The sequence below is a fragment of the Aquirhabdus sp. genome, from assembly GCF_046462495.1.
Classification (GTDB): Bacteria; Pseudomonadota; Gammaproteobacteria; order Pseudomonadales; family Moraxellaceae; genus Aquirhabdus.
Map to the genome: position 1 here is coordinate 19,766 of NZ_JBKGVE010000003.1, position 13,655 is coordinate 33,420.

10 protein-coding genes are annotated in these 13,655 nt (G+C 48.0%); 5 read left to right on the forward strand and 5 right to left on the reverse strand.

Annotated elements, in window-relative coordinates; all coding sequences use genetic code 11:
- Window positions 1-33 precede the first annotated feature (33 nt).
- Both ACLHG7_RS01795 and ACLHG7_RS01800 read left to right on the forward strand, forming a co-directional pair.
- Window positions 34-3,282 carry an efflux RND transporter permease subunit gene (locus ACLHG7_RS01795; RefSeq protein WP_410209371.1) on the forward strand — a complete coding sequence of 1,083 codons (3,249 nt, stop codon included), beginning with the start codon at window positions 34-36 and terminating at the stop codon, window positions 3,280-3,282.
- On the forward strand, window positions 3,275-4,462 hold the full coding sequence (locus ACLHG7_RS01800; protein WP_410209372.1) for an efflux RND transporter periplasmic adaptor subunit: 1,188 nt from the start codon (window positions 3,275-3,277) through the stop codon (window positions 4,460-4,462). Before ACLHG7_RS01795 ends, ACLHG7_RS01800 begins: the two co-directional genes overlap by 8 nt.
- A gap of 77 nt (window positions 4,463-4,539) precedes the next feature.
- On the opposite strand, the gene ACLHG7_RS01805 is transcribed toward ACLHG7_RS01800, so the two are convergent.
- From ACLHG7_RS01805 to ACLHG7_RS01815, 3 genes are all read right to left on the reverse strand, one after another.
- The gene (locus ACLHG7_RS01805; protein WP_410209373.1) at window positions 4,540-6,039 is read right to left on the reverse strand and encodes a flavin-containing monooxygenase; all 1,500 of its coding nucleotides are present in this window, start codon (window positions 6,037-6,039) and stop codon (window positions 4,540-4,542) included.
- Between the two features lie 203 nt (window positions 6,040-6,242).
- The gene (locus ACLHG7_RS01810; RefSeq protein ID WP_410209374.1) at window positions 6,243-7,418 is read right to left on the reverse strand and encodes a benzoate/H(+) symporter BenE family transporter; all 1,176 of its coding nucleotides are present in this window, start codon (window positions 7,416-7,418) and stop codon (window positions 6,243-6,245) included.
- A gap of 36 nt (window positions 7,419-7,454) precedes the next feature.
- Window positions 7,455-7,697 (reverse strand): DUF2917 domain-containing protein, encoded by a 243-nt coding sequence (locus ACLHG7_RS01815; protein ID WP_410209375.1) that lies wholly within the window; start codon window positions 7,695-7,697, stop codon window positions 7,455-7,457.
- Window positions 7,698-7,865: 168 nt separating this feature from the next.
- Between ACLHG7_RS01815 and ACLHG7_RS01820 the strand changes: the two genes are divergently transcribed.
- Complete coding sequence (locus ACLHG7_RS01820) at window positions 7,866-9,362, forward strand: PLP-dependent aminotransferase family protein (protein WP_410209376.1); 1,497 nt, start codon at window positions 7,866-7,868, stop codon at window positions 9,360-9,362.
- A 10-nt stretch (window positions 9,363-9,372) separates the two neighbouring features.
- On the opposite strand, the gene ACLHG7_RS01825 is transcribed toward ACLHG7_RS01820, so the two are convergent.
- Complete coding sequence (locus ACLHG7_RS01825; protein ID WP_410209377.1) at window positions 9,373-10,146, reverse strand: TetR/AcrR family transcriptional regulator; 774 nt, start codon at window positions 10,144-10,146, stop codon at window positions 9,373-9,375.
- Window positions 10,147-10,353: 207 nt separating this feature from the next.
- Between ACLHG7_RS01825 and ACLHG7_RS01830 the strand changes: the two genes are divergently transcribed.
- Together ACLHG7_RS01830 and ACLHG7_RS01835 are read left to right on the forward strand one after the other, a co-directional pair.
- Window positions 10,354-11,229, forward strand: a complete 876-nt coding sequence (locus ACLHG7_RS01830; protein WP_410209378.1) for an SDR family NAD(P)-dependent oxidoreductase — start codon at window positions 10,354-10,356, stop codon at window positions 11,227-11,229.
- A 159-nt stretch (window positions 11,230-11,388) separates the two neighbouring features.
- Window positions 11,389-12,090, forward strand: coding sequence for a fatty acid desaturase CarF family protein (locus ACLHG7_RS01835; RefSeq protein WP_410209379.1), 702 nt, complete (start codon window positions 11,389-11,391; stop codon window positions 12,088-12,090).
- Between the two features lie 223 nt (window positions 12,091-12,313).
- Here ACLHG7_RS01835 and ACLHG7_RS01840 read toward each other — a convergent pair whose 3' ends face one another.
- Window positions 12,314-13,555, reverse strand: a complete 1,242-nt coding sequence (locus ACLHG7_RS01840; protein WP_410209380.1) for an MFS transporter — start codon at window positions 13,553-13,555, stop codon at window positions 12,314-12,316.
- Window positions 13,556-13,655: the final 100 nt, after the last annotated feature.

Consider the following 13,655-nt stretch of genomic DNA (forward strand, 5'->3'; position numbering starts at 1 on the left):
TTTACATATCCTGCTGTGCTGGAGTCTTCGTTTATGCTCGGAATTGTTCGTATCGCACTCCACCGCCCCTACACTTTTGTTGTATTGGCTATTCTTTTACTCATTATTGGCCCGTTGGTCGCGGTTCGCACCCCGACCGATATCTTTCCTGATATCAAGATTCCGGTTATTGCTGTGGTATGGAACTACACTGGTCTGCCACCGGATCAAATGAGCGGTCGCATCCTGCTACCCTATCAACGGGTACTCACGACAACCGTGAATGATATCGAGCATATCGAAGCGAGCTCCTATACAGGTACGGGTATCGTCAAGATTTTCTTCCAACCGAATGTGAATATTCAAACAGCCAATGCACAGGTGACGGCAATTTCACAAACCATCGTCAAGCAAATGCCTGCTGGCACCACTCCACCGCTCGTCATCAACTACAGTGCATCCACAGTACCAATCATTCAATTGGCGCTCTCCGGCGTGGGATTGACTGAGCAAAATCTGGGTGACTTAGGCTTAAATACCATACGTACCAAGCTGGTGACCATTGCAGGGGCATCGGTGCCTTATCCTTTTGGTGGCAAAACGCGTCAAGTGCAAATCGATCTAGATCCCAAAGCCTTACAGGCACGCGGGCTATCGGGTCAGGATGTGGCCAATGCGCTGGCGGCACAAAATCTGATTACGCCTGTCGGCACGCAAAAGATTGATAGCATGGAGTATGCCGTTCAGCTCAATAACGCGCCGTCAGAACTGGAAGGACTCGCCAACTTACCGATTAAAAACGTCAATGGCGCCATGGTCTATATGCGTGATGTGGCGAACGTACGCGATGGTAATCCGCCACAAACCAACATTGTACATGTCGATGGTGGACGGTCGGTCTTGATGTCGGTATTGAAAAACGGATCAGCATCAACCCTTGCCGTAATCGACGGTGTGAAGCAACAAGTCATTGCACTTAAAAGCATCGTCCCTGAGAATCTTAAGATTGCACTTGTCGGCGACCAGTCCGTGTTTGTGCGCGGTGCGATTAGCGGCGTGGTACTCGAAGGTGCGATTGCGGCCCTGCTGACCAGTCTCATGATCTTATTGTTCTTGGGAAGCTGGCGCTCTACGCTAATCATTGCAACCTCTATTCCGCTTTCGATTCTGGGTGCGCTGATTCTTTTGGCAACCGTGGGTGAAACGCTTAATATTATGACTTTGGGCGGACTGGCACTTGCTGTCGGGATTTTGGTGGATGATGCAACGGTCACCATTGAAAACATCAACTGGCATCTTGAGCAAGGCAAGCAAACAGAAGAGGCTATCTTGGATGGTGCCGCGCAGATCGTAACACCCGCATTTGTTTCGCTCCTCTGTATCTGTATCGTGTTTGTGCCAATGTTCTTCTTGGATGGGGTCGCACGCTTCCTGTTTGTGCCGATGGCTGAGTCCGTCATGTTTGCGATGATTTGCTCATTCATTTTATCGCGTACCCTCGTTCCAACGATGGCAAAGTATTTACTCAAACCGCATGAACCGTATACCGATGAACACGGCCATGGCTTAACCCTACCGCGCAGCAAGAATCCTTTGGTTCGCTTTCAACGCAACTTTGAAAAACGCTTTGAAGCCGTGCGTGATGTTTACCATGGCTTATTGGCCTTGGCACTGCGTAACTGCAGACTCTTTATCACTGGCTTTATGGTCTTTGTACTTGCGTCTTTCTTGCTCATCCCATTCTTAGGTCGAAACTTCTTCCCAACAGTAGATTCAGGGCAAATTCTGATCCATGCGCGCTTACCCGTCGGTACCCGTGTTGAAGATGGCGCAAGTCAGTTTGCACAAATCCAAAAGACTATTCGTCAAATCATTCCTGCTAAAGAGCTGGAGACGATGACAGATAACATTGGTTTCCCTGTATCTGGGATCAATATGGTCTATAACAATACGGGGATCATTGGCTCATCGGATGGCGACATCCAGATTGCCTTAAATGAAAAGCATAAACCAACGGCTGACTACATTCAGAAGCTGCGCGAAGAATTGCCTCGGCTCTATCCCGGAGTGACCTTCTCGTTTGTGCCTGCCGACATTATCAGTCAGATTCTAAACTTTGGTGCACCGGCCCCGATTAATCTACAAATTCGTGGTCCGAAGCTGGATGCAAACTTTGTTTACGCCAATAATTTACTTGCAAAGCTTAAGCATATTCCAGGCATTGCAGATGTGCGTATTCAGCAATCGCAGAAGAACCCCTCGCTGAATATCAACGTGGATCGTACCCGTGCGCAATTGATCGGCTTGACTGAAAAAGATGTCACCAACAGCTTGGTTGTCAATCTTGCAGGCTCAAGTCAGGTGGCACCGACCTTCTGGTTAAGCCCGCAAAATGGCGTGCAATATCCAATCGTGATTCAAACGCCGCAATATCAAATTGACACCCTGAACAGTTTGAAGAGTTTACCCATTACCTCCAGCAGTCCATCCGCCACAACCTCCCCACAAGTTTTGGGCAGTGTGGCTGATATTGAGCGGACCAGCAGTAATGCAGTGGTCTCACAATACGACATTCAGCCGCTGGTGCAAATCTATGCCACAACACAAGGGCGTGATCTGGGTGCAGTTGCAGCCGATATTCAAAAGGTTGTTGATGCCACGAAAAAAGAGCTTCCGAAAGGTGCCAATGTCTACCTGTTAGGTCAGGTTCAAACCATGAACAGCGCCTTCTCGGGCCTACTGTTTGGTTTGCTTGGTGCCATCGTGCTGATCTACCTTTTAATCGTGGTGAACTTCCAGTCGTGGAGCGATCCGTTCGTCATCATCACCGCTCTACCTGCTGCCCTTGCGGGGATCGTATGGATGCTCTTTGCCACCCATACTACCCTCTCTGTGCCAGCACTGACTGGAGCGATTATGTGTATGGGGGTTGCGACTGCAAACAGCGTCTTGGTCATCAGCTTTGCCCGTGAGCGACTCGCCGAGATCGGTGATCCAATTAAGGCCGCGCTTGAAGCTGGATTCGTCCGTTTCCGTCCGGTCCTCATGACTGCACTGGCCATGATGATCGGCATGGCACCCATGGCATTAGGACTCGGTGAAGGTGGTGAGCAAAATGCACCTCTCGGACGTGCCGTAATCGGTGGTCTCTTTTTCGCCACTATCGCAACCCTACTCTTTGTACCCGTCGTATTCAGTCTCGTGCATCGCAATCACGGTAAAGATAAACACGGAAAGCCTCATAATGCGTCGAAAGACGACGATAGCAACGCTATTCCTACCCAAGGAGAATCTCATGTCTGAACAATCACCACAGGACATCCCGCAAATTTCATCGAAAAAACTCGGGGTTGTTGGCGCAGGTGCAGGAATTGTACTGGCGCTCGTCGTCGCCATTGGCTTGGTCTCTCGTGCATCAAGTAGCACGCAGTTGAAAGACTGGACCGAAGCCCAAACGATTCCAACTGTATCGATCACAGCGCCTACCGACAGTCACTCCAAAGCGACGCTGGATCTGCCTGGTCAACTCTCCGCCTACTCTCAAGCACAGATTTACGCACGCGCCAGCGGCTACCTGAAAAGCTGGAAAGTCGATATCGGTGATCATGTCAAAGCAGGACAAGTGATTGCTGAGATTGAGACACCAGATCTTGATCAACAGCTTGCACAGGCCAAAGCGGATATGGCCAATACGCAAGCCGCGCTGACCCTTGCAAAAGCGACTGCGAGTCGCTGGAAAGCACTGCCTGCGGAGGCAACCTCTCCGCAAGAAGTTGATGAGAAGAACAGCGCGCTCGCGGCGCAATTGGCACAACTTAAATCAGCACAAGCTAATGTTGATCGTCTGCAAACCTTGCAGAAATTCAAATACATCACAGCGCCCTTTGATGGCATCGTGACAGCAAGGAATACCGACATCGGCGCGCTGATCAATGCCAATGGTTCAAGTAACAATGGTTTGCCGTTATTTGAAGTTTCGGATACACGCAAACTTCGCGTCTCCGTAAACATCCCGCAAAGCGATGTTGCAGGGATCAAGGTAGGGACCGAAGCGACATTGACGACGCCGACGCATCAAGGTCAAACCTTCACAGCGAAAGTGAGTGCTTTCTCACAATCTGTGAATGCCAATGCGGGAACGACGCTGGTGCAGTTTGAAGTCAATAATGCAGATGGCTTATTGCTCCCCGGTGGTTTCGTCAACGCCAGTATCGATCAGCACAGCACACCTGGGGCGGCACGTTTGCAAGTGCCTTCTAGTGCATTGCTCTTTGACAAAAATGGTCTACGTGTTGCCACAGTTGATCAGAATAACCATGTTGTGTTCAAGACCATCACCATTGCGCGTGATGCCGGTAAATTCATTGAAGTGGGCTCAGGATTGGCAACTACGGATCGCGTGATCAGCAATCCACCCGACGGCCTCTCTGCAGGTGATACGGTCAAAATTGCGGCTACACCAAAGCCTGAAACGAAAGCCTAATCACAGTACTCTTGACTCTAGTCCATAAAAAAAACAGCACCTATTGGTGCTGTTTTTTTATTTCTCGTGTAAGAAGATTACTTACCCAAGAATTTAAACAAACCTTTTTTTGCTTTTGGCACACGACCATCAAAGCTCAAGATACCGTCTTCAAACGTGCTCTTACGCAGTGTGACACGGTCAGCAAGGTAGTTGTTTAAGACGATCCACGGTGCTTGTGAGCCCTGACGCGGTAGAGTGCTTGCAGCACGGCGAATGTAACCAGCATGGATACTGCCCATGACGGTATCTTCCGTTTGATAACCGACAAGATCACGTGCAATCACTTCTTTATAGTCTTTCTTGTCCATAAAGTTGATCAGACGGCACAGATACTCTGCAGCGATATCCACTTTCAGTGTCCATGATGCATTGGTATAGCCAACAATCAATGCAGCATTCGGCACGCCTTCAACCATAATGCTTTGATACATCAAATGATCATTCGGATTCAGTTTCTCGCCATCGACCAGAACTTCTGTACCACCGAGCATCTGTACATTCAAACCCGTCGCAGACACGATGATATCTGCGTCCAGTGTTTTACCTGATTTCAGCAAAATACCGGTTTCTGTGAAGCGTTCGATATGATCAGTTTCGATACTGGCTGAACCATTTTTCAGCACTTTGAACAAGTCGCCATCTGGCACCACACACAAGCGTTCATCCCACGGATTGTAGCTTGGTGAGAAATGGCGCATATCAACGTCTTTCCCGACTTGGTGCTTAACCGCAGCCAGTAATAAACGACGTACCGCTTTTGGATTCTTTTGTGACAAACGATAGATCGCACGTTGTAGACCGATATTACGTGCACGTGTCAAACCAAAAGCGACTTTTGATGGCAATACTTTTTTCATCGCATCGTATGCAAAATCGATCGATGGTACTGCGGCAATATAAGTTGGTGAACGCTGAAGCATGGTCACATGTCCAGCAGTACCCGCCATAGAAGGCACCAGAGTAATCGCTGTCGCCCCACTACCAATAATCACGACACGCTTTCCGGCGTAATCAAGATTCTCTGGCCAGTGCTGTGGGTGAATGAGCTGACCCTTGAATTTATCTTGATCTGGGAACTCTGGGCTATAACCAGCGTCATAGTTATAGTAGCCAGTACAACCGAGTAAGAAGTTCGCAGTCCATTTCTCAGTCTTGTTCGTCGCTTCGTTATGAACCGTTAAGGTCCACAGCTTTTGCTTTGATGACCAAGACGCTTGCTTGACTTGACGACCAAAGTGAACTTTCTTTTTGATGCCGTACTCTTCAGCAGTTTCATTGACGTAGTTACGGATTGATTCACCATCAGCCAAAACTTTAGATTCTGTCCACGGTTTAAAATGATAACCAAAGGTCGACATATCAGAGTCTGAGCGAATACCTGGGTAACGGAACAAGTCCCAAGTTCCGCCAATCGCTTGACGGCGTTCCAAAATGGCAATACTCTTTTTTGGACATTCGCGTGATAAATGACACGCAACACCAATCCCCGAAATGCCTGCGCCTACGATTAAAATGTCAAAATGCTGCTGGCTCATGAGTCACCCGAAATCTGTATATTTAAAAACGAGCCGCTAACATAGCCACAAAGTTGACAATAGTCAATGTCAATTAGAGTAAAAACTCCAATTTCATCGCCATTTGACATCAAACTTGATCTAAATCAAATTTTTAAATTATTTAAATTTCTAAGACTTATTTCCATCGCCGGCCTAGTCAATCATATTGACTCTCATCTTTTCTAAGCAATCTGGATCACTTTGCGATAACGACTAATCACCAGCGCAATAATTCCCGCCAATAATCCCCAAAATGCAGCACCAATTCCCCACAGGGTCACACCTGATGCGGTCACAAGAAACGTAATCAGTGCAGCTTCACGCTCTGCCTCTTGATCCAGTGCCGTCGCAAGACCACTGGCAACCGTACCAAATAGCGCAAGACCTGCAATCGCCAAAATCAGCTCACGAGGAAACGCGAGAAATAACGAGGTAATCGTTGCCCCAAAGATGCCAATCAAGCAATACAGGATTCCAGCTGAAAGCGCTGCGGTATAGCGTTTATGCGAATCTTCGTGGGCTTCACGCCCTGTACAAATTGCAGCGGTGATTGCTGCCAAATTCAACGCAAAAGCACCCAGAGGTGCCAGCACGGCATTCACGATACCAATCCAGCCCACGATTGGTGAAATCGGCGCATGATAGCCAGAAGCGCGCAGTACTGAAACACCGGGAATATTCTGTGAGGTCATGGTCACGATAAATAGAGGCAATCCGATCGCCAATGAATGCACACTAAATACTGGCATGATCCAAATCGGCGATGCGACCTGAAATTGCACGACATTAAAAGTCAATAGATTGGCAAAACCCGCATAAATGACACCGACGAGTAAAGTCAGCACGACGGCATAACGCGGCTGAAAACGTCTGGCAAACAGATAGACCAAGAACATGCCAAACACCATCACGAATTGTGATGTCATGGCAATAAAAACATTCATGCCGAATTTAATTAGAATCCCTGCAAGCATGGCAGACGCAATCGAAATCGGGATTTTGCGCATGGTACGCTCAAAGAGCCCCGAAAACCCAGTCAGAATAATCAGCCCTGCTGAAATCAAAAAACCACCGATGGCTTCAGCCATACTCAGTCCACTGGCACTACTAATCAGGAGTGCTGCACCTGGCGTGGACCACGCCGTCACAATCGGCATCTTGTAGTAAAGAGATAGACCAATGGAGGTTAAGCCGATACCGATGCCAAGTGCCCAAATCCATGAGGCGATTTCAGCGGGACTCGCACCTAGTGCTTGCGCCGCCTGAAAAATAATGACCGCTGAACTGGTAAAGCCGACAAGTACCGTTACAAATCCTGCTGCGACAGTTGAAACTGAGAAATCTTTAAGGATGGACATAACAGGGTGACGCTCTTTCATAAATGAACCAGATGGTTAGACAATAGCGTACTCAGGAATCACAGCCAAGTCTTGCAAGTCAGCAACAGTATTTTTTTCGATACCAGAAAGCACAACCCCTTCACAGCACCTCAAATTTAAAGACTCACCTGCAGTCAGGAAGTAATCATGATCATCGTTTGCACACGTTAGCCACACCGTGCCGCCTAGACACTGAATAGACTGGTATTGACCGTTTTCGATGCGGATTGGCTGCTGACTTAATGCGTGCTGCATCATCGTCACTCCTTATTGTATTGAAGGTGCTATTGTCTAATTTACAAAACAATAGAAACAGATATAGATAATTTTTTTTGTACCTAGTACAGTTATAAGAATAATATATCTGTTACTGTCACTTAAGGTGACTACTGTATTTCATCCTGTACTTCAACCAGAGCAATCGTGATGAACGCATTCAATAAGCCGACTCAAACCCTCCCCGCTACACTTGATCTGGGTGAGAGCGCAACGGCTATAGAAGATGCGACCCCACGTTACCGGCAACTGGCGGCACGATTGCAGCAACTGATTGAACAGGGTGCCTTTCCCAGTGGTAGCCGCTTGCCGTCGGTACGTATGTTGGCGGAGCAAGAGCAATCCAGCCCAGTGACCGCATTGACGGCGCTACGTTATCTAGAGAACTTGGGCTTAATCGAAGCGCGCCCAAAATCTGGCTATTACGTCCGAGCCAAATCGGTCCTCTTAAAAGAACCACAGAATACGACAGTGACCGAAGCGGCCAGTGAAGTGACGTTGAGCAAGACCATCATGCGTGTGATCAGCGCAGCGAGCCGTCCTAATCTGGTGCAACTCGGGGCCGCCTCCCCCAATCACGTGCTGTTTCCCGTCAGTCGCTTGCGTAAGTTATTGACCGCCAATAACCGAACCATGCTTGAAGCGATCGGCAATTACGACATGAGTATGGGTCATCCAGAGCTTCGCACCCAGATCATCAGGCGTTACGCACATTATTCTGTATTGCTCAAACCCGAAGAGATTATCGTGACCGTAGGTGCCATGGAGGCGCTCAATCTATGCTTGCGAGCAGTGACCCAGCGCGGAGATACGGTTGCTGTTGAGTCACCGATTTATTTTGGCATCTTGCAGATTATTGAAAGTCTGGGACTTAAAGCACTTGAAATCCCAACCAGTGCGCGCGATGGCATTTCGGTTGATGCGCTGGAACTCGCAACTCGGCTTAAAGGACAAGTCAAAGCGCTGATCATCATGCCGACGATTCAAAATCCGCTCAGCAGTGTGATGTCCGATAGTGATAAACAATATGTCGCGGAATTAATGGAGGAACGGGGGATTCCTATCATTGAGGATGATATTTACGGAGAATTGTACTTTGAGCATCACCGTCCAAGACCGCTCAAAGCATGGGATAAAACTGGAAACGTCATGCTCTGTAGTTCCTTTACCAAGACCATTGCCCCGGGTTTTCGTATCGGCTGGGTGGCTGCTGGGCGCTGGCAACAGGAAATTACCCATCTGAAATTTACCAGCAGTGTCGCCACCACAGCGCTTTATCAAATTACTCTTGCGCGCTTTATGGAAACAGGCGGTTATGACCATCATTTACGTCATCTCCGCGAAGCTTTCCAGTTGCAGATTCGCCGCGTCTCTGAAGCGATAGAGCGTTACTTCCCAAGAGGAACCTGTCTCTCTCGCCCACGCGGGGGATACCTGCTCTGGGTCGAGCTACCCAAACCCTGTAATACCTTAAAGCTGTTTGATTTGGCTTTGGCCGCAGGCATCTTCACTATGCCCGGCTGTTTATTCTCAACCAGTGAACGGTTTGATCATCACCTACGCATCAACTGCGGTGACTTATGGACACCACAGATTGAACACGCGTTAAAGCAACTGGGGGAACTCAGTCAGCGCTGTATGGAATAAGCGTGGCTAATTATGATTTCGCCTTATAGCTGGTTTGCTTTTGCATCCTCCAGAAGTCGGTCGCATTTTTGCCGGACTGTTCGATGCTGAGCAACAGCGCCTCATAGATCACCATACAGGCATTCAATACATCATCCATCGGTTCTTTGAATCCACCGATCGCCCAACGTGTAGCAAGGTGAGAGACATAGCCTGTCAGTCCTGTCGAAATCAATGACACGAGCGCCATATACTCTTGAGCGCGCGGCACCATGAGGGCAATAAACGATTGGGTCATGACATCAAAGCGCTTGACGGCTTTATAGATGCTGGCGCCATCATTCTCATGCACGAGAATCGCATCAATGAACAAAATACGCGTCACACGTTGCTCATCACGCAGCAATTGGAAGAATGCGGTCAATCCCAACTGAATCATCATGCGTGGATCTGGCGCGGCTTGCATGACCGCGGTCATGATGCGCTGCTGCAACTCTTCAATCAGACGCATATAAATCGCATCAAAGAGCGCTTCGCTGTTTTTGAAGGACTCATAGAAATAGCGCTCGGTCAGCTTTGCTTCGATGCAAATATCACGCACGGTTACCGAGAAGAAGCCCTGCGTGCCATAAGCTTGCAGTCCCGCCTCCATCAAACGCTCACGACGTTCTGCCTGACGCTCTTCCAAGCTCATGCCTTTAAAACTGCGACGCTTGGTCGTTGTTGTGACGTCTTTCGTTTCCGTAGCTTCCGTGGATAAATCAGTCACAGTGGTTTGCTCATTTTCTGCAGCAGAATGACTCATGCCCGCACCTTCTATCGGTAAAGTAGTCCTATTAAAATGGGTCTGATGTTAGACATCGTTTTTTAATTGTATCATGCCCGCACAAAGAACAAATATTGATATTGACAATAAGAGTTGTCAAATCTATAGTGGCGACCAGCGAAAATAACCGCCGCATACCAACTTAAGCATCAATCTTAAGCATCAATACACTCAGGATTTTAGGCTATGAAAAATTTTAAAGGTAAAGTTGCCGCAATCACCGGCGCAGGCTCAGGTATTGGACAACAACTGGCGGTTCTTCTCGCAAAAGAAGGCTGTAACCTTTCTCTGTCTGATGTCAGTGAAGCAGGTCTTGCCGCTACTGTAGAATTGGTTAAGCCATTTAAAATCAATGTTACCACACAAAAAGTTGATGTGTCAGATCAGGCACAAGTTGCTGCTTGGGCGAAAGAAACCGTCGCAAAACACGGTCAAGTTAACTTGATCTTCAACAATGCAGGCGTTGCCATGGGCAGCACTGTGGAAGGCATGAGCTATAAAGACCTCGAGTGGATGATGGACATCAACTTCTGGGGCGTGGTTTACGGCACCAAAGAATTCTTACCACTGCTGAAACAAAGTGGTGATGGTCATATCATCAATATTTCAAGCCTGTTCGGTCTGACTGCCCAGCCAACGCAAAGTGCATACAACGCCAGTAAATTTGCGGTTCGCGGCTTTACCGAATCCTTACGCCAAGAATTGGACATGCAAAACCTCGGTGTGAGCTCAACCTGTGTTCACCCCGGTGGTATCCGTACCAATATCGCAAAATCAGCACGGATGAGTGACAGCTTAAGCTCTCTCGGCATGAATGCGCAAAAAAGCATTAAAGACTTTGACAAAATGCTGCGTATCCTTCCAGAAGAAGCCGCACGTCAAATCCTCAATGCAGTTCGTCATAATCAACGCCGCTTGCTCATCGGCAACGATGCAAAAATCCTTGATCTGATGCAACGTATCATGCCACAAGGCTATCAAAAGGTATTTGGCACCGTTACCAAACTCCAAGCGCGCCTCAGTGCCTCTAAAAAAGCCAAAGCAAAAAAACTCTCTTCGTAATATTTGCTCAATAAAAGCACTAAAAACTGAATAAAGCCGAACACTCTGTTCGGCTTTATTCGTTTATACTAAAACAAGAAGTGGCAATATGAGCCACCATTAGGTTTCAATGTTTTTTTTAGCGCTTCATAAACCTTTCTACACCAGAGCCATAAAGCCATGTTAAGACGCATCGCTTTTGTGATTTTTTTTAGCAGTGTTGCGCTCAATTTTGCGTGGCTGGGCTTTATGTCGTTTGATTGGAAGATCATCCCTGCGGCTCTGATTGCATGGTATCTGGCTGATGCCTTATCGGGGGTGATCCATATGTATATGGATTATCGTCCATGCACAGAGAATGTCGGACTCGGTCAGTTATTCTTCTACGAAGGATCACGGGAATCAGAAGAGTACCTCTCCATGCGCCGCGCAGCGATGGCTCGTATCAGCTTCTTTGAACGCGTCGTGTTTGATTTCAAAAACCATCACCCTCGCCCACTGGCACTGGGTCGGCGTAGTTTTATCTATCAAACCACCTCGATTATGGTCTTCGTCTTTCCATTGTCCGTGCTGCTTAATATCGTCTGCTCACTATGGACATTACCCAGTTGGTTGTTGGTGGGCTTGGATATCTTGCTGCTGGGGATGATTTTGACGCAGTATTTCCACGGTACGCTGCATCGTGATGATAATCCATGGATCATCCATGCTATGCGTAAGACCACCCTCCTCATGACTCCCACTATGCATGATATCCATCATGCAACTTTGGATCGTGACTTTGCGACCATCAATGGCTGGTCCAATCCCGCAGTCAATATCATCTTTAATTACTTCAAACAACAAGGGAAGATGGATCGCTCTGGACTTGAGCCCAACTAGCAGCAAGCCGAAATCTAAACCTCAGATGCACAAAAGCCGAACATTGCTGTTCGGCTTTTGGCATTCTAACGTCTAGGCGTAGTGGTTTCCCACCCCAACCAAGATCCTCGCCTGATGACTCTATAAAATAAAGCCCGCAGAATTAGAATATACGAGTCGGCTCAAGGACTCGGGGCGAAGACTAGAAGCAATGCCCCTCGAAGTCAAGATAATTCGTCTTTGCTTAATGCGTAATATCAGTTGGCTCACGTTGCAGTACCGCCCGCTTGATCACGCCCGGCAACAGGATAAAGAAGAATATCGAGAAAATCAGTAACATAACAAAGAGCCCTTGCCCCGCATAGCGGTAGTATAGCCATGCTGCAAGCTCAAGCTCGAGCGCGTAACCCGCCATCAAGACCATGCCTACTGCCGCCCCCATGACACCCGCTCCTTGCGGTGATGACGTCATGACGAAGCGATACACTACTGCAAAGGCAAAGCCTTGTGCAAATGCAAAACAGGTCATCCCCAGCGTAATAAACAGTGCCGCATGTTGTGGTAAAACAAAAACAGGCGCCGTCAGTACCAATCCCAACGCCACAAAATAAGGGGACCACTGCACGGGACGTGCAATCGGCCAACGATCCGTGACTTTCATCAGCAGCACATTACCCACCACCAATGCCCCAATCACAGGGATCTGGCAAAGACCGTATTCCATTGGCGTCATGCCTGCATCTTTGATCAGGATGACTGGCGATAATCCTATCCAAACGATGAGTGGTACACCAAACAATGACATACAGGCTGCCGCTTTGACAAAGGCAGGCTCGGCCAAGAGTGTACGATAGTCAGCCCAGATCGCTTTAAAGGAGATTGGAGACGCTGGTTTAGCCTTATCCACGATCATGGTTTCTGGCATATGAAAGTAGAGCGCGACAACGCTCAGTGCAGCGACAACGGCTATGAGCACAAAACTAACTTGCCATGACCAGACCGATACCACTGCCGCACCTAATACAGGTCCTACCAGCGGTGCAAGTAGTGCAACGTTTGCCATCATCGCCATGACTTTCACGGCAGCCTTTTCTTCAAAGCCTTCCTGAATGGCCGCATAACCCACTGCCAAGATATAGCACAGCCCCATGCCCTGCACGATGCGCCACAACATAAACGTTTCGATATTCCACGAGAACAAAATGAGCAGTAAGGAAAGCGAAAAAACTGCTGCACCGAAGATCATCACAGAACGACGCCCTACCCGATCAGACAAAGGACCCAGTAGCCATGTAATTAACGTACCGCCGATCAGATATGCTGTGAGCGAACGCGCCACCCACTCAACGCCTGCATGATACTCCGTAATCACCGCAATCATGCCGGGTTGGATCATGTCATTAGCGATATAGACGCAGAATTCGAAAAGCACAATCGCAAGCGGAAACATCAGCGTTTTGCGATTGAGGATGGATATTTTTTGCATGGAGGACTTCTAATAATGATTTTAAATTTTACTATTTGGTCGGCATTATAGTCTGTTCAAATTACAGCTTGTATAAGCCCTATAAAAACACATGGATATT

Coding starts and splice junctions, on each gene's coding strand:
- ACLHG7_RS01835 (WP_410209379.1), top strand. CDS start 11,389: ATGTTAAGACGCATCGCTTTTGTGATTTTTTTTAGCAGTGTTGCGCTC.
- ACLHG7_RS01830 (WP_410209378.1), top strand. CDS start 10,354: ATGAAAAATTTTAAAGGTAAAGTTGCCGCAATCACCGGCGCAGGCTCA.
- ACLHG7_RS01795 (WP_410209371.1), top strand. CDS start 34: ATGCTCGGAATTGTTCGTATCGCACTCCACCGCCCCTACACTTTTGTT.
- ACLHG7_RS01825 (WP_410209377.1), bottom strand. CDS start 10,146: ATGAGTCATTCTGCTGCAGAAAATGAGCAAACCACTGTGACTGATTTA.
- ACLHG7_RS01805 (WP_410209373.1), bottom strand. CDS start 6,039: ATGAGCCAGCAGCATTTTGACATTTTAATCGTAGGCGCAGGCATTTCG.
- ACLHG7_RS01840 (WP_410209380.1), bottom strand. CDS start 13,555: ATGCAAAAAATATCCATCCTCAATCGCAAAACGCTGATGTTTCCGCTT.
- ACLHG7_RS01800 (WP_410209372.1), top strand. CDS start 3,275: ATGTCTGAACAATCACCACAGGACATCCCGCAAATTTCATCGAAAAAA.
- ACLHG7_RS01810 (WP_410209374.1), bottom strand. CDS start 7,418: ATGTCCATCCTTAAAGATTTCTCAGTTTCAACTGTCGCAGCAGGATTT.
- ACLHG7_RS01815 (WP_410209375.1), bottom strand. CDS start 7,697: ATGATGCAGCACGCATTAAGTCAGCAGCCAATCCGCATCGAAAACGGT.
- ACLHG7_RS01820 (WP_410209376.1), top strand. CDS start 7,866: ATGAACGCATTCAATAAGCCGACTCAAACCCTCCCCGCTACACTTGAT.